The 26,004-nt window shown below is 63.4% G+C and carries 28 protein-coding genes; 10 read left to right on the top strand and 18 right to left on the bottom strand.

Annotation, left to right across the window (positions count from 1 at the left end; all coding sequences use genetic code 11):
* Positions 1-42 precede the first annotated feature (42 nt).
* The 10 genes from V1290_RS11240 to V1290_RS11195 all read right to left on the bottom strand — a co-directional run bounded on the left by V1290_RS11240 (position 43) and on the right by V1290_RS11195 (position 10,591).
* Positions 43-711 (bottom strand): hypothetical protein, encoded by a 669-nt coding sequence (locus tag V1290_RS11240; protein WP_334364469.1) that lies wholly within the window; start codon positions 709-711, stop codon positions 43-45.
* 59 nt (positions 712-770) lie between these two features.
* The gene (locus V1290_RS11235; protein ID WP_213290309.1) at positions 771-1,520 is read right to left on the bottom strand and encodes a hypothetical protein; all 750 of its coding nucleotides are present in this window, start codon (positions 1,518-1,520) and stop codon (positions 771-773) included.
* Positions 1,521-1,684: 164 nt separating this feature from the next.
* Positions 1,685-2,881 (bottom strand): M48 family metallopeptidase, encoded by a 1,197-nt coding sequence (locus tag V1290_RS11230; protein ID WP_334364468.1) that lies wholly within the window; start codon positions 2,879-2,881, stop codon positions 1,685-1,687.
* 166 nt (positions 2,882-3,047) lie between these two features.
* Positions 3,048-3,608: a LemA family protein gene (locus V1290_RS11225; RefSeq protein WP_028346966.1), complete on the bottom strand. Its 561-nt coding sequence runs from the start codon at positions 3,606-3,608 to the stop codon at positions 3,048-3,050.
* A gap of 288 nt (positions 3,609-3,896) precedes the next feature.
* A complete protein-coding gene (locus V1290_RS11220) occupies positions 3,897-4,874 on the bottom strand; it encodes a small ribosomal subunit Rsm22 family protein (protein WP_334364467.1) in 978 nt (325 codons plus the stop codon).
* A 164-nt stretch (positions 4,875-5,038) separates the two neighbouring features.
* Positions 5,039-8,503 (bottom strand): chromosome segregation protein SMC, encoded by a 3,465-nt coding sequence (gene smc, locus V1290_RS11215; protein WP_334364466.1) that lies wholly within the window; start codon positions 8,501-8,503, stop codon positions 5,039-5,041.
* Between the two features lie 226 nt (positions 8,504-8,729).
* Positions 8,730-9,386, bottom strand: coding sequence for a DsbA family protein (locus V1290_RS11210; RefSeq protein WP_334364465.1), 657 nt, complete (start codon positions 9,384-9,386; stop codon positions 8,730-8,732).
* A 117-nt stretch (positions 9,387-9,503) separates the two neighbouring features.
* Positions 9,504-9,983: a DUF721 domain-containing protein gene (locus V1290_RS11205; RefSeq protein WP_334364464.1), complete on the bottom strand. Its 480-nt coding sequence runs from the start codon at positions 9,981-9,983 to the stop codon at positions 9,504-9,506.
* Between the two features lie 31 nt (positions 9,984-10,014).
* Positions 10,015-10,335 (bottom strand): HigA family addiction module antitoxin, encoded by a 321-nt coding sequence (locus V1290_RS11200; protein WP_334364463.1) that lies wholly within the window; start codon positions 10,333-10,335, stop codon positions 10,015-10,017.
* Positions 10,307-10,591 carry a type II toxin-antitoxin system RelE/ParE family toxin gene (locus V1290_RS11195; protein WP_334364462.1) on the bottom strand — a complete coding sequence of 95 codons (285 nt, stop codon included), beginning with the start codon at positions 10,589-10,591 and terminating at the stop codon, positions 10,307-10,309. The genes V1290_RS11200 and V1290_RS11195 overlap by 29 nt, the downstream gene beginning before the upstream one ends.
* 72 nt (positions 10,592-10,663) lie before the next feature.
* On the opposite strand from V1290_RS11195, the gene mutY reads away from it, so the two are divergent.
* Positions 10,664-11,758 (top strand): A/G-specific adenine glycosylase, encoded by a 1,095-nt coding sequence (gene mutY / locus V1290_RS11190; RefSeq protein WP_334364461.1) that lies wholly within the window; start codon positions 10,664-10,666, stop codon positions 11,756-11,758.
* A gap of 75 nt (positions 11,759-11,833) precedes the next feature.
* Positions 11,834-12,253 carry a PaaI family thioesterase gene (locus V1290_RS11185; protein ID WP_334364460.1) on the top strand — a complete coding sequence of 140 codons (420 nt, stop codon included), beginning with the start codon at positions 11,834-11,836 and terminating at the stop codon, positions 12,251-12,253.
* A gap of 30 nt (positions 12,254-12,283) precedes the next feature.
* Here the strand turns inward: V1290_RS11185 and V1290_RS11180 are convergent, their stop codons facing one another.
* The 3 genes from V1290_RS11180 to V1290_RS11170 all read right to left on the bottom strand — a co-directional run bounded on the left by V1290_RS11180 (position 12,284) and on the right by V1290_RS11170 (position 14,848).
* A complete protein-coding gene (locus V1290_RS11180) occupies positions 12,284-13,072 on the bottom strand; it encodes a bestrophin-like domain (RefSeq protein WP_334364459.1) in 789 nt (262 codons plus the stop codon).
* Positions 13,073-13,089: 17 nt separating this feature from the next.
* The gene (locus tag V1290_RS11175; RefSeq protein WP_334364458.1) at positions 13,090-14,379 is read right to left on the bottom strand and encodes a flavin-dependent oxidoreductase; all 1,290 of its coding nucleotides are present in this window, start codon (positions 14,377-14,379) and stop codon (positions 13,090-13,092) included.
* A 94-nt stretch (positions 14,380-14,473) separates the two neighbouring features.
* Positions 14,474-14,848, bottom strand: a complete 375-nt coding sequence (locus tag V1290_RS11170) for a nuclear transport factor 2 family protein (RefSeq protein ID WP_334364457.1) — start codon at positions 14,846-14,848, stop codon at positions 14,474-14,476.
* Between the two features lie 115 nt (positions 14,849-14,963).
* Between V1290_RS11170 and V1290_RS11165 the strand changes: the two genes are divergently transcribed.
* The 4 genes from V1290_RS11165 to V1290_RS11150 all read left to right on the top strand — a co-directional run bounded on the left by V1290_RS11165 (position 14,964) and on the right by V1290_RS11150 (position 18,585).
* A complete protein-coding gene (locus V1290_RS11165) occupies positions 14,964-15,830 on the top strand; it encodes a helix-turn-helix domain-containing protein (RefSeq protein WP_334364456.1) in 867 nt (288 codons plus the stop codon).
* Positions 15,808-16,284 (top strand): nuclear transport factor 2 family protein, encoded by a 477-nt coding sequence (locus tag V1290_RS11160; RefSeq protein ID WP_334364455.1) that lies wholly within the window; start codon positions 15,808-15,810, stop codon positions 16,282-16,284. Before V1290_RS11165 ends, V1290_RS11160 begins: the two co-directional genes overlap by 23 nt.
* Before the next feature lie 82 nt (positions 16,285-16,366).
* The gene (locus tag V1290_RS11155; RefSeq protein WP_334364454.1) at positions 16,367-16,984 is read left to right on the top strand and encodes a glutathione S-transferase family protein; all 618 of its coding nucleotides are present in this window, start codon (positions 16,367-16,369) and stop codon (positions 16,982-16,984) included.
* Positions 16,985-17,340: 356 nt separating this feature from the next.
* The gene (locus V1290_RS11150) at positions 17,341-18,585 is read left to right on the top strand and encodes an IS4 family transposase (RefSeq protein ID WP_334368994.1); all 1,245 of its coding nucleotides are present in this window, start codon (positions 17,341-17,343) and stop codon (positions 18,583-18,585) included.
* A 32-nt stretch (positions 18,586-18,617) separates the two neighbouring features.
* Here the strand turns inward: V1290_RS11150 and V1290_RS11145 are convergent, their stop codons facing one another.
* Positions 18,618-19,541 (bottom strand): LysR family transcriptional regulator, encoded by a 924-nt coding sequence (locus V1290_RS11145; protein ID WP_334364453.1) that lies wholly within the window; start codon positions 19,539-19,541, stop codon positions 18,618-18,620.
* A gap of 89 nt (positions 19,542-19,630) precedes the next feature.
* Between V1290_RS11145 and V1290_RS11140 the strand changes: the two genes are divergently transcribed.
* Both V1290_RS11140 and V1290_RS11135 read left to right on the top strand, forming a co-directional pair.
* Positions 19,631-20,065 carry a nuclear transport factor 2 family protein gene (locus V1290_RS11140; protein WP_334364452.1) on the top strand — a complete coding sequence of 145 codons (435 nt, stop codon included), beginning with the start codon at positions 19,631-19,633 and terminating at the stop codon, positions 20,063-20,065.
* 91 nt (positions 20,066-20,156) lie between these two features.
* Positions 20,157-20,288: a DUF1127 domain-containing protein gene (locus V1290_RS11135; RefSeq protein ID WP_334364451.1), complete on the top strand. Its 132-nt coding sequence runs from the start codon at positions 20,157-20,159 to the stop codon at positions 20,286-20,288.
* Positions 20,289-20,343: 55 nt separating this feature from the next.
* Here the strand turns inward: V1290_RS11135 and V1290_RS11130 are convergent, their stop codons facing one another.
* The 3 genes from V1290_RS11130 to V1290_RS11120 form a co-directional block, all read right to left on the bottom strand.
* On the bottom strand, positions 20,344-21,030 hold the full coding sequence (locus V1290_RS11130) for a glutathione S-transferase family protein (protein WP_334364450.1): 687 nt from the start codon (positions 21,028-21,030) through the stop codon (positions 20,344-20,346).
* A 134-nt stretch (positions 21,031-21,164) separates the two neighbouring features.
* Positions 21,165-21,491, bottom strand: a complete 327-nt coding sequence (locus V1290_RS11125; RefSeq protein WP_334364449.1) for a hypothetical protein — start codon at positions 21,489-21,491, stop codon at positions 21,165-21,167.
* A 241-nt stretch (positions 21,492-21,732) separates the two neighbouring features.
* The gene (locus tag V1290_RS11120; RefSeq protein WP_334364448.1) at positions 21,733-22,866 is read right to left on the bottom strand and encodes a site-specific DNA-methyltransferase; all 1,134 of its coding nucleotides are present in this window, start codon (positions 22,864-22,866) and stop codon (positions 21,733-21,735) included.
* Between the two features lie 278 nt (positions 22,867-23,144).
* Between V1290_RS11120 and ypfJ the strand changes: the two genes are divergently transcribed.
* Positions 23,145-24,080 carry a KPN_02809 family neutral zinc metallopeptidase gene (ypfJ, locus tag V1290_RS11115; protein ID WP_334364447.1) on the top strand — a complete coding sequence of 312 codons (936 nt, stop codon included), beginning with the start codon at positions 23,145-23,147 and terminating at the stop codon, positions 24,078-24,080.
* Between the two features lie 165 nt (positions 24,081-24,245).
* On the top strand, positions 24,246-24,809 hold the full coding sequence (gene moaB / locus V1290_RS11110; RefSeq protein ID WP_334364446.1) for a molybdenum cofactor biosynthesis protein B: 564 nt from the start codon (positions 24,246-24,248) through the stop codon (positions 24,807-24,809).
* A 127-nt stretch (positions 24,810-24,936) separates the two neighbouring features.
* Here the strand turns inward: moaB and V1290_RS11105 are convergent, their stop codons facing one another.
* Positions 24,937-25,857, bottom strand: a complete 921-nt coding sequence (locus V1290_RS11105) for a bifunctional helix-turn-helix transcriptional regulator/GNAT family N-acetyltransferase (RefSeq protein WP_334364445.1) — start codon at positions 25,855-25,857, stop codon at positions 24,937-24,939.
* Positions 25,858-26,004: the final 147 nt, after the last annotated feature.

Below are 26,004 nucleotides of genomic sequence, written 5' to 3'. Positions count from 1 at the left end.
AGCGTCAATATTACCCGGGTAATATTTGCCGTCGTGGAGGCTTCACGGCCGCTGCGGGAGCAGGCTGAACTCGAGCTCGCGAAAACAGGTGTAGTTCCTGCGGATCCACTGATGCAGCTCGGTCGACGAGTCCCGCTCGTTGCGCAGGTAGTTGGTGAAGGAAAAGGTCAGCCGGTCGATATAGGTTTTCAGGAACGAGGGCAGCGCTGATATGCGCAGCACCCGACCCAGGCCCATCGCCTCGGGCAGTTCGCCACGCACCACATACTCGTTGTCGACCGTAATCAGCGCTTTCAGCGGAATCTGCTCCCGTAACGTCGAATAAGCGCGCGCGGAAACGCGGTCGGTATCGGCCACGAACAGGATGATCGGCGCCACGCCACGCCGTGCGGCCTCTTTGAGGAAACCGATCTCGTTGATCATCTTGAAGAACTCGTCGAACGCATGAAATCCGAGGTCGATCACCTTGGCGACGCCGTCGTCGACGATCAGGCGATCCATGAGCTGCATCTTGCCATAGGTGTCCATCACGTCGGCGGTCTCGGTGATGCGCGGCAGATATTCGAGCAGCGATGGTTCCTTCAGGTTGATGTCGAAGGAAGATACCGTCCCATCCTTCAGCAGCAGGAACTCGCTCAACAGGCGCGCGAGCAGCGTCTTGCCGACTAGCGGCCGGGGCGAGCAGATGATGTAGACAGGCGTGGAGCTCATCACCCGCTATATCAAAGGAATTTTTCGCCTAATCCAGCCCCGTCGCGGCGGCTATCCGACTATTTTTCGCCGCCGCGCACGCCAGGCTTGGCACCGACGAGATCGGTCAGCTTGATGCGGTCGAACTCGCTCCAGACGTTGGCGAGCCAGTGCCGGACATAGCCGCGCAGCACGAACGAATAGTTCGCGGCCTCGTCGTCCTTGCCCTTGTTGGCGACGAATTTGAGGAACGGCACCGAGGAAACCTCGACCTGCTCATAGGCCATCTCATTGAGCTTGGGGATCGTGAGGTCGGTGGCGTCCTTGATGCGGTGAAAGTAGGAGTTGTAGGTCGACTGATCCCACTGGAAGAACTGGGTGTCGTTGATGAAGTTCTTCACCAGGAAATATTTGGCACCGTGCATGAAGTTCGCGGTCTCGGCGATTTCGTCCAGCGAGGCGATCGAGGGGCCCAGGATGTGGAACACGGCAAAGGTGATCTGCCCGGCCTTCGCGGCATCGAGAAAGCCGATGTCGCGGAGCGAAGCCAGCGCCGGCGACAGCAGTCCGGCGCGGACGTCGATTACGGTCACCGAAGGCCCGGCACTCAGCGTGTCGAATATCTTCATCTGATCCGATGTCGTCGTCATGTCCACGATCTCGGTGATGTCGGGGTGGAAGCGCTTCAGGGTACCGCGCGGCGATTCGGTATCGAATGCCCGGGTCGGCACGTTATTGGCGCTAAAATAGTCCAGGAGCGTCCGCGACACGGTCGTCTTGCCGACCCCGCCCTTGTCCGCGCCCACCACAATCACGACTGGCTTTGCCATGGAATTCCCTTGAACAGCAGTTCCGACCGCGGGAGCGGCCGGCTTGCCCCATTCCCTGCTTTGGGCGCGAACATGGCAGAAACAAGGGAGAATTCAATTCATTAGACGGCCGTCGCCATTATTCCGCACGGAATTCGTTAATCCCGCGCGTCGGCGGGCGCTGTTTAGCGATGCGGGCCCCAAGGGCCGTCCAGGGGGCCGGAGCGGGCGCCCGGAACGCCGGCAGGCTCGCTGGCGTCGCTCCACGGGCCGGGGGGAACCGGCGGCTGGAGTTGCTCCGTGGAAGATTCCTCCGACTCGGGTTCATCCGCCGTATCGGACGGGAGGGCGAGCGGGCCGGGATCGCGGCCACCGGCAAACTGCACCAGCGCCTTGACGCGCCGGTCGACTGACGGATGGGTCGCGAACAGGTCGGCAAAGCCTTCGCGCGGATTGTCGACACAGAGCTCCATGACCGCAGACGTCGCGCCGGGCAGCTCGCCGCGATTTTCGATCTTGCGCAGCGCCGTGATCATCGCGTCGGGGTTCTTGGTCAGTTCGACCGAGCCGGCGTCGGCCAACAGTTCGCGCGACCGCGACAGCGCCAGCTTGACGACTTGCGACAGCAGCCAGGCCAGCAGGATCAGCACCACCGCAATAATGATCGCCATGATGGCGCCGCCGCCTCCCTTGCCGCGGTCGGACGAAGAAGAGGACGATGATGATGAGGAGGAGGAGGATGAAGATGAAGACCAATCGCTGCCGGTCGAGTTCCACGACAGGTTGGTGAACGTGCGAAAGAACAGTTCGCCGAAGAAGCCCACCACGCCGGCGATGATCATGGCGATCACCATCAACTGCACGTCGCCGTTGCGGATATGCGTGAGCTCGTGGCCGAGCACGGCCTCGATCTCCTGGTCGTTGAGCGCCTGCAGAAGGCCCGAGGTCACCGTGATGGAATATTGCCGCCGGTTGAGCCCGGTGGCGAAGGCGTTCAGCGCCGGGCTGTCCATCACCTTCAGCTTCGGCATCGTGATGCCGCGCGAGATGCAGAGGTTTTCCAGGAGATTATAGAGCCGCGGCTGCTGTTGCCGCGTCACGCGCTCGCCGCCGGTCACGGCGTCGATCATGTTCTGGTGGAAGAAATAGGCGATCACGATCCACAAGGCGGCGATGATTGTCGCATAGGGGAGGGCTGAGATCAGGTCGCGAGAGGCGCGCGTCAGATAATAGTTGAGTGAAGCACCGCTGTTGAGTACCACTTCCGCAACCAGCGCGCCGGCGAAGACCAGCACGTAGATCAGCAGAAATAGCCCGGCGAGCAGCAGCATCGAACGAAACTTGTTCGATGCGATATGCGTGTAGAGACCATACGCGGCCATGATGGACTTTCGCTAACCACGGTCATTCCGGGGCGTCGCGAAGCGGCGAACTACGATGTGCAATTGCACATCGGAGAATCTCGAGATTCTCAGGTGCGCAATTGCGCACCATAGTTCACGCCTTTGGCGTGTCCCGGAATGACGGCGGTAGTGAGTTCTCATCCGTTCAGAACTTCACGCTCGGCACGGTCTCGACTTCGGTGCGGCTGGTGCCGAGATCGAAGAATTCCTTGCGGGTGAAGCCGAACATGCCGGCAAACAGCGCCGCCGGAAGCTGCTGGATGCCGGTGTTGTATTCCTGGACGGCGTTGTTGAAGAAGCGGCGGCTGGCCGCGATCTTGTTTTCGAGGTCGGAGAGTTCGCTGGCAAGTTGCTGGAAATTGGCGTTGGCCTTGAGGTCCGGATAGGCCTCCGACAGCGCGATCAGCCGGCCGAGCGCGCCGCTCAACTGGTTCTCCGCCGCCGATACCTGGGCCGGTCCCTGCGCCGACATCGCGGAATTGCGCGCCTTGATGACGTCGTCAAGCGTGCCGCGTTCGTGCGAGGCGTAGCCCTTCACGGTCTCGACCAGGTTCGGGATCAGGTCGTGGCGCTGCTTGAGCTGCACGTCGATATCGGCAAAGGCCTGGCCGACACGCTGGCTGAGCGCGACCAGGCGGTTATACGCAGCGAAGGCAAACAGCACGATGATGACGATGACGCCGAGAACGATCCAGCCGGTCGACATGATGGAGAACTCCTAAAGGGGACGAAAGACAGCGAACCTAGACGAAAACCGGGGCGTGCGGCAGCCCGCCGTGAGGTGGGGCATGGCTTTAGTCGGAAGTGGGGCGGGATAAGTTCAAGACCGGATTGTGTCGGTTTGCGTGTCCCGGACGCGGTGCAGCGTCTCTTGACGGTGCACCGCAGAGCCGGGACCCACTGTCGCCAGCAGAGCTGGGCCCCGGCTCTGCTGCGCATCACGCCGCAAGCGCGGCGCGCTGCGCAGCGTCCGGGGCACGCGACCGGTAATAGATCAGCTCTCCTCGATCACCGCATCGCCCCACCGCCAGCGGCGCGCACGGGCATAATCTGCCTTGGCGCGGCGGGGCATTTTCGCGAAGCTGAGACCTTCAGGCGTGCAAAGCTTAGCCGTTACCTCGACCTTGGTGACGATCGGTTGCGCCAGCACGCGAGAGGGGTGCCGTTCCACCGCCGCGCGCGTCAACGCGACATAGGAGAATTTTTCGTCCTCGTATGGCAGCTCTGCGCCCTTGACCTGCTTGTGCGCGCGTGAGCGCTGCAGGCGCTGGGTGAAATGGCACCAGTCCGGTGCTTGTAGCGGGCATTGGCTGTCGTGCGGGCAGGGGGCGGCGACATGTGCGCCCAGCGTGATCAGGTGCGCGCGCAGCGCAATGATCCGGGCATAGCCGGCGGGCGTGCCTGGTTCGACCACGAGCAGCGTGTCGTGGGTCTTCTGCCACAACAGTTCGGCGAGCGCGCGTTGCTGCGCTTCGCCGATCTCGCCGATCATGTAGCTCGCCACGACAAGGTCTGCCGTATCCGCTTTGGCAAGCGCGGCGCGGGCCTCGCCGAGCTGGTAGCCGATGCCGCGTAACCGGGTGCTGTCGTGCGCCAGATCTAGCGCCAGCGTGCGCAACGCCGCGTTGGCATCCAGCAGCGTGAAACCTGTTAGCGACGGGAATGCTTCGGCGGCTGCCCAGGAGGCCGTACCCGGCCCGGCGCCGACGTCGAGCAGGGTCTTTGGAGCGAAGTCAGGTCTGTTCTCGACGAGCGCGTTCAGGCTGGCCGTGACCGCGGCATAGGTTGCAGGCATCCGCGCCAGCGCATAGGCGAGCGCGTCCGTCTCTGAGCGGATGGTCGTGGAGCCGCGTCCTTCACGGTAGTTTTTCGAGATGACGGCTGCGCGGCCGGCGGCGTCGCTGCGCGAAAAACCCCGCAGCTTGCCATCGAGCGCGGCTTTCAGTTCGGCGGGGAGATCGGGTGAGGTCATCGTTTCCTGTCATGCCCGCCACCGGGTCTCGCCTTCGGCGAGCCCGATGACAGGCTCAGGCGGGCATCCAGTACGCCGAGGCGGCTGTGACGATCACGGACAGCGCGGTGTACTGGATCATCCGCCTTCGCGGATGATGACGTCAACTGGGGAGGCGAACTGCCTCACGCCACGTTCTGATCCAAAATCTTCACGGCGTCGTCGAGGCCGACCGAGACCAGTTGCGAGACGCCGCGTTCGGCCATGGTGACGCCGAACAGCCGGTTCATCCGCGCCATCGTGATCGGGTTGTGCGTGATGATGATGAAGCGGGTTTCCGTCGACGAGGTCATCTCGTGCAGCAGGTTGCAGAACCGCTCCACATTGTGGTCGTCGAGCGGCGCGTCGACTTCGTCCAGCACACAAATCGGCGACGGGTTGGTGAGGAACACCGCGAAGATCAGCGCCAGCGCGGTCAGCGCCTGCTCGCCACCCGAAAGCAGCGACAGCGTCTGCGGCTTCTTGCCGGGTGGTTTGGCGATGATTTCGAGGCCGGCTTCCAGCGGATCGTCGCTCTCGATCAGATGAAGCGCCGCTTCGCCGCCGCCGAACAGTTCGACGAACAGCCGCTTGAAGTGCTCGTTGACGGTCTCGAACGAGGTCAACAGCCGCTCGCGGGCTTCCTTGTTGAGGCTCTGGATGCCCTGGCGCAGCCGCTTGATGGCTTCGACCAGATCGTCGCGTTCGGTGGTCAGCGCCGTGTGCTGGGTCTCGACCTCGCGCAATTCTTCCTCGGCGCGCAGATTGACAGCGCCAAGGCGCTCGCGGTCGCGGCGCAGCTTTTCGAGGCTTTCCTCGATTTCGGAAAGCGGCGGCAATTCCGCACCGGGCTCGATCTCGGCGAGCGTGGCGACGGCGTGCGGCTCGACTTCGAGCATGTCGTGGATTTCGCGCTCGATGTCGGAAAGCCGGCGCTTGGTGCCCTCCATGCGTTCCTCGGCGCGGGCGCAGGCCTCGCGGGAAGAGGAGAGCGCTTCGAGCGATGCCTTGGCCGCGCGATCGGTCTCCGCCATCAGGCTTTCGGCGGCGGCCAATGCGTCGGCGGCGACGCGGCGGGCACCTTCGGCAGACTCGATTTCGTTGATCAGCGCGCGGCGCTTTTCGGCAAACACGGCCGGTGCATTTTCAAGCTCGGCGCGCTCGGCCGTTACTTCGGTGATGCGCGCCTCGACGGTGGCGACCTGTGAGGCCGAGCTTTGCTTGCGGTTCTGCCATTCGGTGCGTTCGGCCGTGATCGCCTGTACGCGCTTGTCGGCCAATTCAGCTTCGCGCGCCAGCGCCTGGGCTTCGGCCCGCACCTGCGCGGCAAAGCGTCGGTGTCCGTCGATCTCGGTGCGAACGGCGCTCAGTTTCGCTTCCGTCTCATCCGTCGGCGGCAGTTCGGTCAGCGCGGCAGTGGCGCTCTCATGCGCGGCCTCCGCTTCACTGCGGTCGGCGGCAAGACGGGTATGGGCTTCGGTCAGCGCCGATTTGCGCGCGGCGTGGCGATTGATCTCGCGCTCGGTCGCGGCATGGCGTTCGCGCGCCGCATCGGCCTCGCGCTGCGCGGCCCGCCAGGCCTCGCGGGCGGCGGTTTCGGCAGCGGATGCCATCTTCAGTTCCGCCTCGGCGTCATCCAGGGCCTGCCGCTTGGCAGCGGCGTCAGTGCGGGCCTGGTCCAGCTCGTGTTCGATATCAACCAGGCGGGCGCGTTCGGCCAGACGCCGAGCGGCACCGGTCGGCGCATGCGCGGCGGCGACAAAGCCGTCCCAGCGCCAGACGTCGCCTTCCAGCGAGACCAGCCGCTGGCCGGTCTTCAATTGCGAAACGAACTCCGCGCCACGCTCCTTCGGCACGACGCCGATTTGCGCGAGACGGCGCGCCAGTTCGGCCGGCGCCTCGACATGCGCAGCCAGCGCCTCCACGCCGTCCGGCAGGGCCGGATCGTCGAAGCTTGCACCGGCATTGGTCCAGCGCATCGGCGCGGAGGGATCGACGGGCGCGTCAAGATCGTCGCCGAGGACGGCGCCGAGCGCTTTCTCATAGCCCTTGGCGACGGTGACGCCGTCGATGATCGGCGGCCACAGATTCTTGGTCTCGACATTGACCAGTTTTGAAATCGTGCGCGCTTCGGTCTCGAGCCGCTGCACGCGCTTTTCGGCCTCGGTGAGCGGGGCGCGGGAAGCTTCGAGCTTTTGCCGTGCGGCGATGTGGCCGGTCTCGTTGGCTTGCGCTGCCGCTTCGGATACGGCCAGCGTTTCCTGCGCGGTCTCCATGGCGGCGGCGAGCGCGTCGAGGTCGCCAAGATTGCCGGTCTCCTGCGCGAGCTTTTCTTCGTCGGCCTGGACGGTGGCAATTTCCTGGTCGAGCCGGGCCAGCCGGTCGCGATGGGTGCGCACGCCGGCCTCTAACTGGTTGCGCTTGGCCGTGAGGTCGGCGAGCGCCGTGGTCAGTTCGCCGAACATGCGCTCGGCCGCGGCCAGTGTCGCTTCCGCTTCCGACACGCGCTCGTCGACGCCAGAACGCTTTTCGACGCGTGACTTGATCTCTTCCTTCAGCTCGGCGTCCTCGGTGTCGAGGCGCTGCAGCGCGATTTCGGCATCGGATGTCTGCTGCTGTTCGCGCGCGATGTCGGCGGCGAACTGATTCAGCCGCCGGTCGAGCTCGGCAACACGCTCCTTGGCGCGCTCTTCCTCGCGGTCGAGCTGTTCGCGGGCGTTGGTGAGGCGCTGCAGTCCCGCCGCGGCGCGGGCTTCGCCTTCGCGCAAGGCCGGCAATTCGGAAGCGCGGATCGCCTGGATACGCGCCGCTTCGGCCTGCTCGCGGGTGCGCTCGGCCATCTCGCGCACGTTGACGTCGTGCGTATGCGCGGCTTCCGCGACGTCGGCATTGGCCTCCAGCCAGCGCAGGTGGAACAGCGTGGCCTCCGCCTTGCGCACCTTGGCCGCAACTTCGCGGAACCGGATCGCCTGCCGCGCCTGCTTCTTCAGCCCGTCGATCTGGCCGGAGAGTTGCCCGATCACGTCCTCGACGCGGGTGAGGTTGGTTTCGGCAGCCCTCAGCCGCAGCTCGGCCTCGTGGCGGCGGGCGTGGAGGCCGGCGACGCCGGCGGCATCTTCCAGCACGCGGCGGCGCTGCTCGGGCTTGGCCTGAATGATCTCGCCGATCTTGCCCTGGTGGACCAGCGCCGGCGACCGCGCGCCGGTGGCGGCGTCGGCAAACAGGATCTGCACGTCGCGGGCGCGTACGTCGCGGCCGTTGATGCGATAGACCGAGCCGGCCTCGCGCTCGATGCGGCGGGAGATTTCCAGCACCTGGCTGTCATTGACGGCGGCCGGCGCCGTGCGATCGGCATTGTCGATCGTCATCGTCACTTCGGCGTGGTTGCGCGCCGGACGGTTGCCGGAACCGGCGAAGATCACCGCATCCATGTCCGCGGCGCGCAGCGATTTGTGCGAAGTTTCGCCCATCGCCCAGCGCAAGGCTTCGACCAGATTCGATTTGCCGCAGCCGTTCGGTCCGACCACGCCGGTGAGGCCGGGTTCGATCATGAAATCAGTGGGTTCGACGAACGACTTGAAACCGTGGAGGCGGAGGCGCGTGAGTTTCATGAACACAATTCTCTGTTGGCCGGGCGCGAATCTCCCTGCCGTGACAATACCATAGAAGGCAATGTCAGTGTGGATGAGCCGCCCGTTGCGGCGCTTATGAGCCGCGACAATGGCGAGGCCGAGGCCGGAGGGCAACGCCCCCGCGGGCTTTTCCCAAGGGATTTGAGGCGCTTGTGTGGCGCCTTTTGCTGGACTTAAGAGCGCGAATGAATCCGGTTCGCGCGAATCAGCTCTTCAACATTGCATTGATGCGCTTTGCGAACTCCTCGAAGCTCTGCTCGCCCTTGATCATCTCGCCGTTGATGAAGAAGGTAGGCGTCGACTGCACCTTCAGCACCTCGGCGGCATATTTCTGGTCGGCCGCGATCTTGTCGAGCAGCGCCTGATCCTTCAGGCAATCCTCGACCTGCGTTTGCGTAAGCCCGGCCTGCTTGCCGATCCGGATCAGCGTCTCCGTGGTATTCTTCGCCACCCAGTCGTTCTGCTGCTTGAACAGGAGATCGATGACGGCGAAATATTTCGGGGCGTCATCCTTGGCGATGCAACGGGCCAGCATCGATCCGGCGGCGGCCTTGATGTCGAGCGGGAATTCGCGGAACACGTAGCGTATCTTGCCGCTGTCGATGAATTCCGACTTGATCTTCGGAAACACTTTTTCGCCGAACGCGGCGCAATGCGGGCAGGTCATCGAGGCGTATTCGGTGATGGTCACGGTCGCGTTGGCGGGCCCGAGCGCCATGTCGGGCAGCGACTGCGGCTTGGCGACGTCAGCGGGGCTCTGCGCCATCGCATCGGTGATCAGGCGCAGCGGCGAGAAGCCGGCGAGCAGGCCAAACCCGGTCAGCGAGAGAGCGGTGGTGAAGGCGCGGCGCGTGATCATCAAAGTCTGCTCCCGAATGGCGCGTTCACGCCCGAAAGAACTGCGAAAAAGAAGCCTTCGCTAGCTTGAAACGCCAGTTGTGGCAATGGCGGGTCGTGGCGGTCGTGCCGCGCTGTGGGCTCAATTTCGCTTGATCGAGGCGCCGAGCCGGGCCAGCGCAGCGCGCAGTTCCTCATCCTCTACGGCGGACAGGGTTTCGGCCACCTTCGCGACCGATTTCGGGTCGGGCGCGCGGGGCGGCGCGGGGCGATTTCGCCGCGACAGCGGCGCCTGCCGCAGCGCCAGCCGGCCGACCGCGCTCCAGCCGAAAAAGCGGTTGACCCGTTGCAGGATCACGTCGGAGGAATGCTGGATCTCCAGCGCCATCGGGCCCTCCACCCGCAGCACCAGGGTTGCCGGTTCCTGCGGCTGCCCCTCCACCGGCCGTGGCCATTGCATCTTGAGCGGCTCGGAATGGGCGGCGATCTCGGACCCGGCGATCTCGGCCCAGCGCGTCACCAGTTCGCGTGCGGCAAATCCCTGCTTGGCATAGGCGTCGGAAAAGACGTCGCCGAGCAGGACGGAGAGAGGTTTCGCCGAGATCGGGAGGGGTTTGGACATGGGGCGACTCTATCCGAGGCAACCGCCGTGGTCACGCCGCACGCGGACGAATCGTCTTCAGATCGCGGTCAATCTCACGTCGCCGCTGCATCAGGTCGTAATCCATCTGCAAGCCGAGGAAAAATCCTTCCGACACACCGAAATAGCGCGCCAGCCGCAGGTCGGTATCGGCAGTAATATCCCGCTTACCTAGTACGATCTCGTTGATCCGACGCGGCGCGACGTGCACTGCGCGCGCCAGTCCGTTCTGGCTGAGCCCCATCGGCTTGAGGAACTCTTCCAGCAGAATTTCGCCAGGGTGTGGATTTTGGAGCAACCCGCTCTTAGTCGTGGTAGTCGACGATTTCGACATGCGTCGGTCCTCCTTCATGCCAGACAAAGCATATCCGCCACTGGTCGTTGATCCGGATCGAATGCTGGCCCTGCCGGTCTGCCCTCAAAGCTTCCAGTCGGTTGCCCGGGGGAACACGGAGATCGCCGAGTACCCGCGCTTGGTTCAAAAGACGAAGTTTTCTGAGCGCGACATTCTGAATATCGGCCGGCAGTCTTCGGCTCCGCCGGCCGGACCAGATCAACTCTGCTTCCGGATCGGTGAAGCTTTGAATCATGTTCGACTATAACGTGCTGCGTTATAGTCTGTAAACTCTGGTCATGGCTCGAATCCGATTTTAAGGTAGGGTGTGCCCTCATTCGCTGCCCGCAAGAAACAGACCGCTACGGAACACGGCGCCTCCCGCCCCGCGCTGCTGCTCGACTGGTACGACCGTCATCGCCGTCGCTTGCCGTGGCGGGCGGCAGCGGGCGAGCGGGCCGATCCGTATCGGGTCTGGCTGTCGGAAATCATGCTGCAGCAGACCGGCGTCAAAACGGTCGGGCCGTATTTCGAGAAATTTCTGGCGCGCTGGCCCGATGTCGCTGCGCTCGGCCGCGCGTCGCTGGATGACGTGCTGCGGATGTGGGCCGGGCTCGGCTACTATTCGCGCGCGCGCAATCTGCATGCCTGCGCGGTCGCCGTGCTGCGTGACCATGGCGGGATATTTCCCGATACCGAGGAAGGCCTGCGCCGATTGCCGGGAATCGGGCCTTACACGGCAAAGGCCATCGCAGCGATCGCTTTCGATATCAGAACCATGCCGGTCGACGGCAATATCGAGCGCGTGGTGTCGCGGCTTTACGCGGTCGAGGAGCCATTGCCGCAGGCGAAGCCGCTGATCGGGGAATTGGCGGAGACGTTGCTGGGGCCTTCCCGCCCCGGCGATAGCGCGCAGGCGCTGATGGATTTGGGCTCCTCGATCTGTACTCCGAAGAAGCCGGCTTGCGCGCTGTGTCCGCTGAATGATGATTGCGCCGCTCGCCTGCGCGGCGATCAAGAGACCTTTCCGCGCAAGGCGCCGAAGAAAGCGGGAACGCTGCGCCACGGAGCCGCCTTCATCGTCACCCGCGGCGACGAACTCCTCGTTCGCACCCGGGCGGAGAAAGGCCTGCTCGGCGGTATGACGGAAGTACCCGGCTCGGCCTGGCTCGCCGGGCAGGACGACAAGATGGCGCTGAAGCAGGCGCCTGAGCTCAACGGCGTGACGCGCTGGCACCGCAAGACCGGCGTCGTCACTCACGTATTCACGCATTTTCCGCTCGAGCTCGTGATCTACACCGCCGATGTCGCCGCGCGCACGCGCCCACCTGCGGGCATGCGCTGGGTGCCGATTGCAACGCTCGCCGACGAGGCGTTGCCCAATGTGATGCGCAAGGCGATTGCCCACGGGCTGGACATTTGAAAATGCGAGGCTGCTCGCTGCTGACACCATGCTGGCAGCAGGGCTGCGTTAGGAGGGAGCCTCACGGAGGTTCCCATGATCAGCACTGTCTTCGACAATTTCACCGCCCCGCCATCTTCCAAATTGCTCGGCTGGCATCTGCTTGACGCGCGTCCCAAGGACGGCTGGATCCGTATCGGATTCGACGGCAAGCGGGAGTTCTGTAACCCGGCCGGCTTCGTGCAGGGCGGCATTCTCTCGGCGATGCTCGACGACACCATGGGGCCTGCGGTGTTCGCCATGACCGAGGGAAGGCTCTACACCGCAACCATCACCATGACGGTGAATTTTCTCAGCCCCGCCAGGCCGGGGCCGATCACGGGCGAGGCCAATGTCACCCAGCTCGGCAAGACCGTCGCCTTTGTCGAGGGACGGCTGACGGCCGAGGATGGCACGCTGCTGGCGACGGCTACGACCAGCGCGCGGCTGGTCGAGAGCACAAAGGCCATTCGATAGTTTGATAAGGCCGGGCGGGCCGCAAGCCGTTTACCGGCTGGTGAGATCGCTCGGCATGATTTGCAGCAGGGGCTCCGGACCGATTGATATCTGGCCCGTAAACGGTCGGTCATGTGCGGCGATCAGCAGCACTGACGCGGCAACACCGGTCGCGAACAGCGCCAACGCAATGGCCGACGCCAGCCGATTGTCGCAGTGAACGATCGCGATCACCAGCAGCTCACATATCGCCTGCAGATAGAGGCACCACCACTTGACCCGGTTCACCTCAGCCTGGCTGACAATGATGCGTTGCCTTCGCGCATCCAGGGCGGACTGAAGTGCGGAGATGATTTCGCGCTGCGCGTTCTGCTGACCTTCTCCCTGTGGCGCGATCGCGACGACGAGTTGCAGGGCTTCGACGAGCGCCGGCGGAGCGGCCCGCAGCGAGGCTGTCTGGCGCGCCATCATCGGCCATTCCACCGTTGCGGAGTGTTCGACATAGTCGCGAACGAGACCGCGCAACTTGGCCTCATTCTCCGCGGGCAAGCCGGCGGCGAGAAGCATCGCAGCTCGCAGCGCGCTTGCTTCTCGGCTCACCGCCGCGGCGGCGCGGTCACCGTCATTCCAGACCTGCGCAGCGGTGAATGCAACGAACAGGCCGAACATGATGCCCAGTACCGGCAGCATGCCTGGAGAGATGGTCTTGAACGACTTTGCCCGCTCCTCCGTCGCGAAGGCGGTCACGCCCAGGAAAACGGCGATGGCGAGCAGATAGGTGAAGCCGAAGACGACCAGCGCCATGGCCCACACCGGTAAATTATGCAGCCAGTCGCTCATGCCGATGCCTTGGTTTTTTAGCCGGCGCCAGCCCGCGACGCTTCCCGCATAATCTGAACAATCGGCGGCTTGGCGTTGAGGCCTTCGACCTGGAAGCCGGCGACGCGCTTGTAATTGGCGGCGATGTCTTCCAGCTCTTGCAGCGAGAGCACGTCGGTCACGACGTTGTAGCCATCAGGCGCGCGTTCCTCGACCATCTGCATCACCTGCTCGGGGCCGTTTCGGCGGTTGAGCATCACGAGGTCGGTCGTGGCGGGCCGGCGCTCGGCTTCATACGCCGACAATGCGGAATTGGTCGTGCCTTTCGCGAGGATCTCGCGGGCGATGACGCGCGCGTCCAGAATTGCCTGCGACGCACCGTTGGAGCCGATCGGGTACATCGGGTGCGCGGCATCGCCCATCAGTGTAACCCGGCCGAATGTCCATTGCGGGATCGGATCGCGATCTACCAGCGGATATTCGTAGGCGTGCGGGCAGTTCTCGATCAGGCCGGGCACGTCGAGCCAGTCGAACTTCCAGTCCTTGAACCAGGGCAGAAACTCTTCGAGTTTTGCGGTGCGGTTGTAGTCCTCGCGCCGCCACTGATAGGTCGGCGGCATGTGCCGCTCGGCCACCCAATTGATCCGGAACTTGCCGGCGCTGTCGGCCTGCTTCGAAATCGGGTAACAGACGAATTTCAGAATTTCGTGGCCGGCCATGATCATGGTGCGGCCGGACAGGAAGGCGTCGCTGTCGGTGATGCCGCGCCATAGGATGCGTCCATTCCAGATCGGCGGGCCTTCGTTGGGATAGAGCTTTTCCCGAACCGCCGAATGGATGCCGTCGGCCGCGACCAACAGCGCGCCATCGTGAGCGCCTTGCGATTTGCCGGTCGCCTTGTCGATGAATTCGGCGCGGACGCCATTCTCCGTTTCGGTCCAGCCGGAGAGGTGATGGCTGGTCAGGATGTTCTCTCTTCCCAACCGCTCGATTGCGGCGTCGAGCAGGATTTGCTGCAGCGTGCCGCGATGGATCGAGAACTGCGGCCATTTGTAACCGGCCTCGATGCCGCGCGGCTCGCTCCAGATCGGCTTGCCGTGTTTGGAAAAATACGCGAGCTCCTTGGTGCGGACGGCGGCCGCATCAAGCACATCATACAGCCCGAGCTCGATCAGCTCGCGCACCGCATGCGGCAACACGTTGATGCCGACGCCGAGCGGCCGCAGTTCGGGCACGCTTTCGAAAACTTTAGCCGATACGCCGATCTGATGCAGGCTGAGCGCCAGCGTCAGCCCGCCGATGCCGCCGCCCGCGATGAGAACAGTCATGGTACGCCCCTGTTGCTTCCCAGGCGTCATGGCATGAGGGAGGGCAGGGGGCAACTGCGAAGGGCCGGCAGAAGTCCCTCACGGCCCCGGTCATTTACGGAAGCGGCGGGGCCGGGCCGAAGAAGCCGACGATCCTGATTAGCCGGCCATCGGGACCGACCTCGCCGAAATCGATCGAGGTGTCGCCGCAGGTTCCATCCGCACGCACCAGGCGCCAGAGGAAGCGGACCACATGGTGATGGACATCGATGCCGCTCATGAACTCCAGCCGCGCGCCGGGCCGGCTGGCCAGCACCTCGCCGATCTTCTCCACCAGCGCGTCGCATCCGGCCAGCGAGACGTTCGGATCGAGATAAACGCCGTTGTCGCTCCAGCATTGCGCGAGCAGGGTGCGTCTAGCCGCATCGTCCGGCTCGTTCCATGCCGCCATGTACTGCGTTACGGTTTTCGCGATTGCGCTCTTGTCCATCCGTGCTGTCCTTGAACTTCGGGTCTCTACAGGGTTCACTCTGCAAGGAATTCCGAAGCTCGTCACTTACATCCGAGGTAATTGCCCTTCCGAAGCGATGCTCTAGATTGTCGGGATGGCTGCTTCAGACACGAACTCGCACGAAATCCCGGCTGGACATTTCAGCCGCCTGCTGAAGCACTGGCGCAGCGTTCGTCGGCTGACCCAGATCGAACTGGCGGCGGACGCAAACGTGTCGGCCCGGCATTTGTGCTTTCTGGAGACCGGCCGCTCGCAGCCGAGCCGCGAGATGGTGCAGTTGCTCGGCAGCGCGCTCGACCTGCCGCTCGAGGAGCGCAATGCCCTGCACGTCGCCGCGGGTTTCGTGCCGCCTTTCGGCGACAAGGGGCTGGCGGCCGAGAATTTGCAGCCGGTGCGGCAGGCGCTGGACTTCATTCTCCGGCAGCAGGAGCCGTATCCTACCATTGTGATCGACGGGGATTGGGACGTTCGCATCCGTAATCAGGCGTCGGCCCGCCTGCTAAAGCCTTTCCGCGATTCGTATGAGATGGAAAATCGCCTTGCAGACAACGCCATGCACGTCGTCTTTCATCCAAAGGGCCTGCGGCAGTTCATGTTGAACTGGGACGAGTTCGCGCGACAGTTGATCCAGATCCTGCACCGCGACGTCGCGCAGGGCAGCCGGGCCGCGGCGCGACTGCTCGATGAAATCATGGCCTATCCGGGGTTGTCGGCCGATTGGCGGCTGCCGCGGCATCCGCAGGCGTCTTCGCCGGTCATGACGATGCACCTGGCCAAGGGCGACTATCGTCTCGCCTTCTTCTCCACCTTCACGACGCTGGCGATGCCGATGGACGCAGCTCTGCAGCAGATCAAGATCGAGTGCTTCTTTCCGGCTGATAATGCGACCGCCAGGAAGGCGCACCAGATGGCCCTTTCACAAAGTTCGGGAGACAAAAATGCAGCATGCCCTGCGGAATGATCCATCGGGCGGGACGATGGACGAGCTGCGTGCCCTGAACGCCCGCTTCATCCATAATTTCGTAACGCGCGACGTGGCCTCGCACGATGCACTACTGCACCCTGATTTCATCAATATCTGGCCGACCGGCCAGCGGTGGGATCGCGCGACCTATTTGAACTATTGGGCGACCGCCTTCGATCCTAACGTTATCGTCTACTGGGACGTCCGTGACGAGTTCATCACCATCATCGGCGACGTTGCGCTGGTGCGCTCGACCAACAAGCACATCCGCCGCCGCGACGGCAACGAAGTGACCGGCATGACCATGTACACCGACACATATCTGTTCGAGAACGGCGCGTGGAAGTGCATCCAGGCCCAGCTAACAGCGGTGGCTCCCGAGCACTATCCCCCCGACGATACGATCGTCAGCGTCTATATCGAGGGAACGCTTCAGCCGCGGGCGAATTGAACTGCGAAGGCCGCTCCACACACTTGGGTGTGGACGGCGGATGAGCATGCCGTTAACGTCCGGCTTTCCCGTGAGGACAGCTATGTTCAAGCTCTACTACGCCCCCGGCACCTGCGCACTCGCATCGCATATCGCTCTGGAAGAGGCCGGCGCCCCCTACACGGCAGAGCGGCTCGACTTCAAGAACAGCCAGCAGACCACCCCGCAATATCTTGCCATCAACCCGAAGGGCCGCGTGCCCGCGCTGGTGACGGACCGCGGCACGCTGACCGAAACGCCGGCGATCCTCGCCTTCATTGCGAGCAGTTTTCCGAAGGCGCAGCTTGCGCCCGAAGATCCCTTCGCCTTCGCGCAGGCGCAGTCCTTCAACAGCTATCTCTGTTCCACCGTGCATGTGTCCCACGCCCACAAAATGCGCGGCTATCGCTGGGCGGCCGAGGAGTCCTCGTTTGCCGATATGAAGCGCAAGGTGCCGGAGACCATGGCCGCCGGCTTTGCGCTGATCGAGCGCGACATGCTGAAGGGGCCGTGGGTGATGGGCGAGCAGTACACGATCTGCGACCCCTATCTCTACACCATCGCAGGCTGGCTGGAGGCCGACGGTGTTGATCTATCCAAGCTGCCGAAGGTCGTCGCGCATCGCAAGCGGATGGAGGAGCGGCCAGCGGTAGTGACGGTGCTGGCGGAGGAGAAGGCTTAAGCCGTCGTCCCGGCCAAGCGAAGCGCGAGCCGGGACCCAACCACGAACGCCAATGTTGTGCTTCGCTGGGACCACAGCTCGTTTCAGCAACATCGCGCTGTGGTTATGGGTCCCTGCGTTCGCACTAGGGCATCTACACGTCTTGGGGACGCGACAGATTGACTCGGGGCGGCATGATGTGCGTTCGCCGCAGCGTTTTGTATGATTCTCTCTCTGGCGCTTTGATTCGAAGGAGCGCCAGAGATGCAGCAGGAACCGGATTTGTCCCTGGGTAAGTTTGGAGACGTTCGCCTCGATAAAAGGGGGCGGTGCTTCTCCGGGCTATGCTTTGCACGCGCAGTGTCTGTTTGCGCCAGATGGCGCAGGGCAACTGGGCCGCGAACATGGCGTTCTGGCGGTTTGTGAACAATCCGCAAGTCACGATCGACAAGCTGATTGAAGGCTGGAGCCTGCAGACGTCGATGGCGGTCAGCGGGCGTCATGTGCTGTCGATCCAGGACACCAGCGAGATCAACTTCCACACTCGTCCGGGACATCGGCGCGACTTGGGCAAGGTCGGCAAAGGCAATGCTCGCGGCGTGCTGCTGCATGCCATGATGGCGGTCGATGCCGATAGCGGGGTCTGTCTCGGGCTCACCGGCGGTGAGGTGTGGACGCGCAAGCGCAAGGCCAGGATCGCTCACGAGAAGCGCGCCTTGGCCGACAAGGAATCGGCGCGCTGGGTGACGACGGCTAAGCAAGGCTGCGAGGTTCTGGTCGCTGCTCGTATGATCACCGTCGTCAACGACCGCGAGGGGGATTTCTTTGCTCACTGGTCGCTGACACCCGCTGACAATGTCCACCTCCTGTCGCGCGCCATGCACGACCATGCGCTGGTCGATGGCGGCACGCTTTATCAGGCGGTCGCGCGGGCCCGCTTCTGCGACAAGGCGGTGATCGATCTACCAAAGCGAATGGATCGCCACGGTCGCCAGGCCCACCTCTCCATGCGCCTCGGAACCGTTGTGCTCAAACGACCGCAGCGCCCCGGCGTGAAAGACCTGCCACAGGGCGTCAAAGTCAGCTTCGTGGAGGTCGTCGAGTTGCACCCCCCGAAGAGCGCCAAGCCCATTCATTGGTTGCTCCTGACCACTCATCCGGTCGTCACCGCCGCCGATGCCTGGCGGATCGTCTCCTGGTACAAGCAGCGCTGGATCATCGAACAGCTCTTTCGCTCGCTGAAGAGCCAGGGTCTGCGCATCGAGGATAGTCAGCTCGACAGCGCTGAAGGCCTGATCAAACTCGTGGCGATCGCCACCAGAGTAGCATGTATCGTCATCCAGCTCGTTCAAGCCCGCAATGGCGGCGAACAATTGCAGGTCGAATTTGTGTTCACGCCGGACGAGATCGAAGCGCTCAAGGCCATCAACAAAACCCTGAAAGGCCGCACCGAGCTCCAGAAGAACCACCATCGCCCCAACACTGTCGCCTGGGCGGCATGGATCATCGCAAAGCTCGGCGGATGGACCGGTTACGCCTCTCATCGCCCACCTGGACCAATCACCTTCCACATGGGAATGGCTCGCTTCCAACTCCTCGTATATGGCCCGGCAAGCGTGTAGATGCCCTAGTGCGTTCGCAGGGACGACAGTTGTTATGACGCACGAATCGTGGCGCGCTCCATCTCGCGGCCGATGCCGAGCATGATGTTACGCAGCCAGATCGAGCCGGGGTCCATCTGGGCGCGGGTCGGGTAGAACATGAACTGCTCGTCGATTCCGGGATCGAGCGGCGGCGCGACGGTTGAAAGCGACAATCGCTTCGCCAGCGCACCGATCAGCCGGCGCGGCACGAAGGCGACGAGATCGGTGCGCGCGGCGACGTGCAGCGCCTCGATATAGCCCGGCACGACCAGCGCGATCCGTCGCTCGATGCCCTTGGGGCGTAACCATATGTCGATCAGGTCCTCGCTCTGGCCGCGGATCACGACCGCGACATGGCGCGCGTCGAGAAAGCTTTCGATCCGCTTCAGCCGCGCGCCGGCGGGATGACCGCGCCGGACGGCAAGCGCGTCGCTGTCGGTGTAGAGACGTTGCCGATGAAATCCGGTGAAGGCGTTGCCGATCGAGATCACGAGATCGATGGTGCGAGCGAATTCCGCGGTGAAGATCGCCGGCCCGCGCCATGGTACCACGTCGATCCGGACGTTCGGCGCAGCCTTGGTGATCTTCTCCATCAGCGGCGGCATCAGAAGCTCGACCGCCAGATCCGGCATCATCAAGCGAAACTGGCGCTCGCTCCGTGCGGCGTCGAATTCATCGGCGATGAACAGCGAGCGTACCTGGTCGAGCGCCTGCGCCAGCGGCGCGCGCAGGGCTTGCGCCCGCGGCGTCAATTCCATGCGCGCGCCGGTTCGAACCAGCAGCGGATCGCCGATCAGGTCGCGCAGCCGCTGCAGCGCGTGGCTCGCCGCCGGCTGCGACAGCCCGATCCGCATCGCAGCGCGGCTGACGCTGGTTTCCCTCAAGAGCGCGTCGAGCGCCACCAGCAGATTGAGGTCAAGCGAATGCAAATTCATGGAGCGAATATATATCATAGTCTCTATTGATTGGAAGAATGGCGTGCGGCGCGCGATGATGTCGACATCGGATCAAAGGAGAAGCCGCCATGAGTGCAGCAGAGAACAAGAGGCTAGTGCAGCAGGTCTACACGGATTCCGCCAACCGCGGCGGGACGACATTTCTCGACAACCTTGCCGAGGACGCAACCTGGATCGTTACCGGCCAGTATTCGTGGTCGCACGAATTTAGGGGGCGCGATGCGATCAATAACGGGCTGATGGGCCATTTGCGCTCACGTCTCGCTACCGCACGCCCGCGCACGGTGGCCTTCAACTTCATCGCAGAAGGCGATTACGTTGTCGTCGAAGCGCGCGGCGACAACATCACCAAGGACGGCGTCCGCTACGACAATCAATATTGCATGGTCTGGCGCATCGAGGACGGCAAGATCAAGGAGATCAGGGAATATTGCGACTCCGCGCTGGTCGAGCGTGTGCTCGGGCCGTTCCCGGCAGAGCGGAAGCTTGCTGCCGCGGTTTAAGACATTGAACCACGTTTGCGCGGAGAGTCGGCCGCGCGACGAACTGCACTTGCAGGGGGCCGGAGCGTACGCGACAAGAGCCCTTGCGGTTATGCGGATCTGGCGCAGGCGCGCTCGCGTCCGGCATCAATTGGCCGCGATGAGCGATCGCGAGTTGCAGGATATCGGCACGAGCTGGTCGGAGGTCGCCGCGGAGGCGGCCAAGCCGTTCTGGCGAAAGTGATGACTGAAACAAAAACGGCGCCCGCGAGGGCGCCGTTTCATCTATTGTGCTGCGCTCAAGCGGCCTTCACCGACAGATGCCTGAACATGTTGCTGCGGGCCTCGTCGTCCATCTCGGCCTTGAACTTGAAATTGTCCTTCAGCGCGATCGCCTTGGCCGCTGCCGGACGGGCCGAGATCTCGTCGACCAGCCGCTTGACGTTGGGATATTTTGCGGCCGCTTCTTCGCCGAGAACGAAGGGGATCATGCGTGCCCAGCCCCACACGTCCATGTCTACAATGGTGTAGGTGTCGCCGACCATGTAGCGACGCTTGGCCAGATGATCGTTGAGAATGCCGAAATGTCGCTGCGCCTCGAACTGGTAGCGGTTGTGGGCGTAGTCGACCTTTTCCGGCGCAAAATGCTTGAAGTGGACGGCCTGGCCGGAGAACGGCCCGACGCCGGTGGCGACGAACATCAGCCATGACAGCAGTTCACCGCGGTTGGCTGGCGTGTTCGCGGGCAGAAACTTGCCGGTCTTTTCCGCCAGATAAAGCAGGATGGCGTTGCTGTCGAACACCGTGACGCCGTCGTCGTCGATGGCGGGTACCTTGGCGTTCGGATTGATGGCGAGATATTCCGGCTTGAACTGGTCGCCCTTGCGGGTGTCGATGGCGACCGGCTGATACGCGATGCCGGCTTCCTCCAGGAAGAGCGCGACCTTGGTCGGGTTGGGCGAGCCGTTGAAATAGAACTTGAGCATTTGGAATTCTCCTCCATTGCTTCTTGCAAGGAAAACTTGGGTGGCAAGCGGCGCATTACCGCCGGGCGCCACGTCCATGCTCAAATTTTGCGGGATGCGCAAGCGACGAGTTTGTGACCGGCGGGGGCGGACCCTTAAGACAGCGCCAGACCACCTATGCCGGCGACGGCCAGGCCCGCACCGGCAGCGATCATGACGGATGCGAAGCGCACTTCCGAACGCAGCGCCGTTCGCTGTCCCGCGCGTTCCGATCCTCGCGCATAGCCGTGGACGATGATCTGCTCGCTGAAAGTGCCGCTGGCGTCGAGAATGTCGGTCAGACCTGCGCAGGCGACCAGAATGCCGAGGATGATCAGCCCAGCCGGACCCAGCAAGCTCAACAGCAGCATCGGAAACAGGCCGATCAGGAAGATCGGCAGCAGCGGCAGCACAATAAAGGACTCGGAGCCTCGTGTGCGCATGGGCGTAATCTCGCAATGGGAAAATGAATATAGCTTATTTGCCTTCAAATAGGGGCGAAAAGGCACAACGCCACCTGCAAGCGTGGCACGGCTGCCATGCCGGCCAATCACGCCGGCTGCGCATGGTCTGGGCAAGCCGCATTTTGAGCCATGTCGGCCCGCAAACCGTACGCATGTTACGGTGCTTTGGCGCGGCCCTGCCATCGGACCGCGCACGGGACGCGATGTGGTGAACCAGGCCTTAGCCCGCCGCCATTTCGGAGCGGATTTCGGCGCGCAGTTCGTCGATCAGCTTGAGGCCGTTCTTGGTCTCGACGTGCCAGAAGGTCCACCCATTGCAGGCGCCGGAGCCCTGGGCGACCGCACCGATGCGGTGGATCGAGCCGACCTTGTCGCCGAGCATGATGGCGCCGTCGGCGCGGACCAGCGCGCCGTGGCGCTTCTTGGAGTCGACCAGTTTGGTGCCGGGCGGAATCATGCCGCGCTCGATCAGTTCGGAGAATGCCACGCGCGGGGCGTCGCGCGCCGTCATGAACGGCGCCAGCGTCGCCTCGGGCAGCGGTTCGACCGCTGCGATCCGTTCTTCGGCCGCAGCCGCATAGGTCTTTTCGCGCTCGAAGCCGATGTAGCGGCGGCCGAGACGCTTTGCCACGGCGCCTGTCGTGCCGGTGCCGTTGAAGGGATCGATCACAAGATCGCCGGGCTTTGACGAGGACAGCAGCACGCGCGCCAGCAACCCTTCCGGCTTCTGGGTCGGGTGCACTTTCTTGCCGTCAGCGCCCTTGAGGCGTTCTTCGCCGGTGCAAAGCGGGATCAGCCAGTCGGAACGCGCCTGCACGTCCTCGTTGGCGGCCTTCAGGGCCTCATAGTTGAACGTATAGCCCTTGGCCTTCTCGTCGCGCGCCGCCCAGATCATGGTTTCATGGGCATTGGTGAAGCGGCGGCCGCGGAAATTCGGCATCGGATTGGTCTTGCGCCAGACGATGTCGTTGAGGACCCAGAAGCCGAGGTCCTGCATGATCGCGCCGACACGGAAAATGTTGTGGTAGGAGCCGATCACCCACAGCGTTGCCGACGGTTTCATGACGCGGCGGCAGGCGAGCAGCCAGGCGCGGGTGAAATCATCGTAAGCGGCGAACGATGAAAACTTGTCCCAGTCGTCGTTGACGGCATCGACATGGGATTCATCGGGACGCTTCAGATCGCCCTTGAGCTGCAGGTTGTACGGGGGATCTGCGAACACCAGATCGACCGAACCGGCCGGAAGCTTCGACATCTCGGCGACGCAATCGCCGACGACGATACGCACGCTTGAGTCAGACTCAAATTTGGTGCGGGGCGCCCTTGCAGACGCCCCGCGACGCGACACAACCATGACTCAATTACTCTGACTCAGGCGACGCTGTCGGCGACGCGGGACTAAACAACCGACTGGCGATACATTGACCGGGCAAAGTAAAAATCGACTTAACCAAGAAAGTTATCGACGCAGAATGCGAAGAGAGATCATCGGCCAGATTGCCAGCAGAGATTGCGGTGGCTTGCGCACTAGGCAATTTTTGCCGGGCGGGTTATTGATTAATGGAATGGAAATTTTACGTGATTGCCGCGTTGAAGGTTCGGGCCGACAGCCGGGGATGAGGAAATAGCGCCATGCGTTACGATGATTTCCGCCGCAGCGACGACATCGAAGACCGTCGCGACCAGGGCGGCGGCGGAATGGGTGGCGGCGGCGGCTTTGGCCTGCCGATGGGCGGCGGCGGGCTCGGCATCGGCACCATCATCGTGCTCGGCCTCGTCGGCTACGCCTTCGGCATCGATCCACGCATCCTGATCGGCGGCGCCGAAATCCTGACCGGCGGCGGTCAGGCGCCGACCTACCAGACCGATCGCCGGTCCGGGCCGGCCAAGACCGGCGCGCCGAAGGATGAAGTCGGCAGCATGATAGCAGGCATTCTCGGCGAGATCGACGACCGCTGGAGCGAGATCTTCCAGTCCAGCGGCCAAAATTACACCGGTCCCCGCATCGTGCTGTTTCGCAACGCCACCAATGGCGGCCGCTGCGGCATGGCGCAGTCGGCGATGGGGCCGTTCTACTGCCCGCCGGACAAGCAGATCTTCCTCGACACCAGTTTCTTCCGCGAAGTCGAAACGCGCTTCCGCGGCTGTTCGGGCAGTGCCTGCAAGTTCACGGCCGCCTACATCATCGCGCATGAAGCGGGACATCACATCCAGAACCTGCTTGGCATCCTGCCGCGCGTGACACGGCTGCAGCAGCAGGCCGGCAGCAAGGCGGAAGCCAATGCGCTGCAGGTCAAGGTCGAGCTGCAGGCGGATTGTCTTTCCGGCGTCTGGGTCAATCGCGAAGAGAAGAAGCGTCCGGGCTTCATCGAGCCCGGCGATATCGATGCGGCACTGAAGACGGCAACCGCGATCGGCGACGACACGCTGCAGCGGCAGTCGACGGGCAGGGTGGTGCCCGACAGCTTCACCCACGGCTCGGCAGCGCAGCGCAAGCAGTGGTTCATGACCGGCTATCAGCAAGGCACGGTGCAGGCCTGCAACACGTTTGCGGCGGGTGCGTTGTGATGGTCTCGTGCCCCGGATGCTGCGCAGCGCGTCCGGGATCGCGCTCCGCGCGACTCCGGCGATGCGCTGCTGATCCGGGGCCCAAACCACTTGGACACACATAGGTCCCGGCTCTGCGGCGCACCGCTTCGCGCTGCACCGCGTCCGGGACACGGGGAAAGCGACATGTCCTCCATCGATGAATCAAAACAATTCGTGCCGCTCAACATCGCGGTGCTGACCATTTCGGATACGCGTTCGCTAGCCGATGACAAATCCGGCGCCACGCTGGCCGACCGGCTGACGGCGGCCGGCCATCACCTTGCCGCGCGCGAGATCATTGTCGACGACGTCGATGCGATCCGCGTCATCGTCAAGCGCTGGATCGCCGATCCTGGCGTCGATGCGATCATTACCACCGGCGGCACTGGTTTCACCGGCCGTGACGTGACGCCGGAGGCGGTCGAGCCGCTGTTCGAAAAGCGGATGGATGGATTTTCCATCGCCTTCCACATGCTGAGCCATGCCAAGATCGGCACGTCGACGGTGCAGAGCCGCGCCACCGCCGGCGTGGCGGGGGCGACCTTCATCTTCTGCCTGCCAGGATCGCCGGGCGCTTGCCGCGATGCATGGGACGGCATTCTCGCCGCCCAGCTCGACTACCGCACGCGCCCGTGCAATTTCGTCGAGATCATGCCGCGGCTGGATGAGCACCTGCGGCGGCCTAAAGCCCAAGGCGCTTCAGCCTGACCAGCAACGCCCATAACGCACGCCACATGTTATGCCAGGCCCTCGACGCGCAATTGATGCGCGTGCCTGGTATGGAACGCGAGCAATTCCGGCGTGACGCGCCGCGAGGTATCGCGGCGCCCGGGCTTCACAGTTCCAGCTCCCAGGTTTCGCCGACGAGATCGACGCCGAAGCTGTGGTGCGGCTCTTCGTTGACGCGACGGAAGCCCGCGGCCTGATAGATACCTCGCGCGGCGACAAGGATGCTTTGGGTCCACAGCGTCATTTTCTTGTAGCCTTTCTCGCGCGCCGCGCGGACGCATTGCTCGACGAGCGCGCGGCCGACGCCGAGCCCGCGCGCTTTTTTCTCCACCAGCAACAGCCGCAGCTTGGCGACGTCATCACTGCCCTTCACCAGAAAGATCGAGCCGACCGGCTCGCCGCCAGCTTCGGCGATCCAGCAATGCTCGCGCGAAGCGTCATAGGTCTTGATGAATTGCGCGCAGATCTCGGCGACCAGTGCCTCGTAGCTGATGTCCCAGCCATACTCCTCGGCATAGGCCTTTGCCTGGCTCGAGATCACCCAGCCGATGTCGCCGGGCCGGTGGCTGCGCAGGAGAAAGGCGGCTGGCTTCGCCGTGGGCCGTTCCAGCGCCTGCTCGATGGTCGTCATCGCTTGCACGACAGCGGCGCGCTGACTGTCTTCGAGCGAAGCGAGCAGGCTTCCGACCTCCTCGCGCGAGCGGCGCTCGAGCTCGGCAGAGGCGGCGCGGCCTTTGGCGGTCAGCGAGAGTTCGTTGACGCGGCCGTCATCCTTTGAGGGCTTTCGCGTCACGATCTGGCGGCGCTGCAGCGCCTGCAGGGTGCGGCTCAGGAAGCCGGGATCGAGCCCGAGGTCGCGGGTGAGGTCGGTGGCGGTGCAGGCCGGGCGATGCGCAATCTCGTAGATGATGCGCGCTTCCTGCAGCGTGAACGGGCTATGCAGCAGCTTCGGCTCGATAATCCCGAGCTTGCGCGTATAGAAACGGTTGAAGGCGCGAACTGCCGCGACTTCTTGTTCGGAATTCATCTGGGACCTCGGGCACCTCGATATTTGCCATTGTCAAATAGATATTTGACTTTGGCAAGTATATTCTCATGGGGGAGGCACCGGCTCGTTCCGCTTCTACTTTGCATGGGGTTGTTTTCGATATTTTGTGTCGGGCCTGCGGCGTAT

It is taken from the genome of Bradyrhizobium sp. AZCC 1578, assembly GCF_036924675.1.
Taxonomy (GTDB): domain Bacteria; phylum Pseudomonadota; class Alphaproteobacteria; order Rhizobiales; family Xanthobacteraceae; genus Bradyrhizobium.
This window is presented reverse-complemented; position numbering and strand designations above follow the sequence as displayed.

Coding starts and splice junctions, on each gene's coding strand:
- V1290_RS11200 (WP_334364463.1), bottom strand. CDS start 10,335: ATGTCGAAATCGTCGACTACCACGACTAAGAGCGGGTTGCTCCAAAAT.
- smc (WP_334364466.1), bottom strand. CDS start 8,503: ATGAAACTCACGCGCCTCCGCCTCCACGGTTTCAAGTCGTTCGTCGAA.
- V1290_RS11130 (WP_334364450.1), bottom strand. CDS start 21,030: ATGCTCAAGTTCTATTTCAACGGCTCGCCCAACCCGACCAAGGTCGCG.
- V1290_RS11125 (WP_334364449.1), bottom strand. CDS start 21,491: ATGCGCACACGAGGCTCCGAGTCCTTTATTGTGCTGCCGCTGCTGCCG.
- V1290_RS11175 (WP_334364458.1), bottom strand. CDS start 14,379: ATGACTGTTCTCATCGCGGGCGGCGGCATCGGCGGGCTGACGCTGGCG.
- V1290_RS11120 (WP_334364448.1), bottom strand. CDS start 22,866: ATGGTTGTGTCGCGTCGCGGGGCGTCTGCAAGGGCGCCCCGCACCAAA.
- V1290_RS11105 (WP_334364445.1), bottom strand. CDS start 25,857: ATGAATTCCGAACAAGAAGTCGCGGCAGTTCGCGCCTTCAACCGTTTC.
- V1290_RS11235 (WP_213290309.1), bottom strand. CDS start 1,520: ATGGCAAAGCCAGTCGTGATTGTGGTGGGCGCGGACAAGGGCGGGGTC.
- V1290_RS11150 (WP_334368994.1), top strand. CDS start 17,341: ATGGCGCAGGGCAACTGGGCCGCGAACATGGCGTTCTGGCGGTTTGTG.
- V1290_RS11220 (WP_334364467.1), bottom strand. CDS start 4,874: ATGACCTCACCCGATCTCCCCGCCGAACTGAAAGCCGCGCTCGATGGC.
- V1290_RS11205 (WP_334364464.1), bottom strand. CDS start 9,983: ATGTCCAAACCCCTCCCGATCTCGGCGAAACCTCTCTCCGTCCTGCTC.
- V1290_RS11230 (WP_334364468.1), bottom strand. CDS start 2,881: ATGGCCGCGTATGGTCTCTACACGCATATCGCATCGAACAAGTTTCGT.
- V1290_RS11185 (WP_334364460.1), top strand. CDS start 11,834: ATGATCAGCACTGTCTTCGACAATTTCACCGCCCCGCCATCTTCCAAA.
- V1290_RS11240 (WP_334364469.1), bottom strand. CDS start 711: ATGAGCTCCACGCCTGTCTACATCATCTGCTCGCCCCGGCCGCTAGTC.
- V1290_RS11160 (WP_334364455.1), top strand. CDS start 15,808: ATGCAGCATGCCCTGCGGAATGATCCATCGGGCGGGACGATGGACGAG.
- V1290_RS11195 (WP_334364462.1), bottom strand. CDS start 10,591: ATGATTCAAAGCTTCACCGATCCGGAAGCAGAGTTGATCTGGTCCGGC.
- V1290_RS11165 (WP_334364456.1), top strand. CDS start 14,964: ATGGCTGCTTCAGACACGAACTCGCACGAAATCCCGGCTGGACATTTC.
- V1290_RS11135 (WP_334364451.1), top strand. CDS start 20,157: ATGCGGATCTGGCGCAGGCGCGCTCGCGTCCGGCATCAATTGGCCGCG.
- V1290_RS11155 (WP_334364454.1), top strand. CDS start 16,367: ATGTTCAAGCTCTACTACGCCCCCGGCACCTGCGCACTCGCATCGCAT.
- V1290_RS11145 (WP_334364453.1), bottom strand. CDS start 19,541: ATGAATTTGCATTCGCTTGACCTCAATCTGCTGGTGGCGCTCGACGCG.
- V1290_RS11170 (WP_334364457.1), bottom strand. CDS start 14,848: ATGGACAAGAGCGCAATCGCGAAAACCGTAACGCAGTACATGGCGGCA.
- moaB (WP_334364446.1), top strand. CDS start 24,246: ATGTCCTCCATCGATGAATCAAAACAATTCGTGCCGCTCAACATCGCG.
- ypfJ (WP_334364447.1), top strand. CDS start 23,145: ATGCGTTACGATGATTTCCGCCGCAGCGACGACATCGAAGACCGTCGC.
- V1290_RS11180 (WP_334364459.1), bottom strand. CDS start 13,072: ATGAGCGACTGGCTGCATAATTTACCGGTGTGGGCCATGGCGCTGGTC.
- V1290_RS11140 (WP_334364452.1), top strand. CDS start 19,631: ATGAGTGCAGCAGAGAACAAGAGGCTAGTGCAGCAGGTCTACACGGAT.
- V1290_RS11225 (WP_028346966.1), bottom strand. CDS start 3,608: ATGTCGACCGGCTGGATCGTTCTCGGCGTCATCGTCATCATCGTGCTG.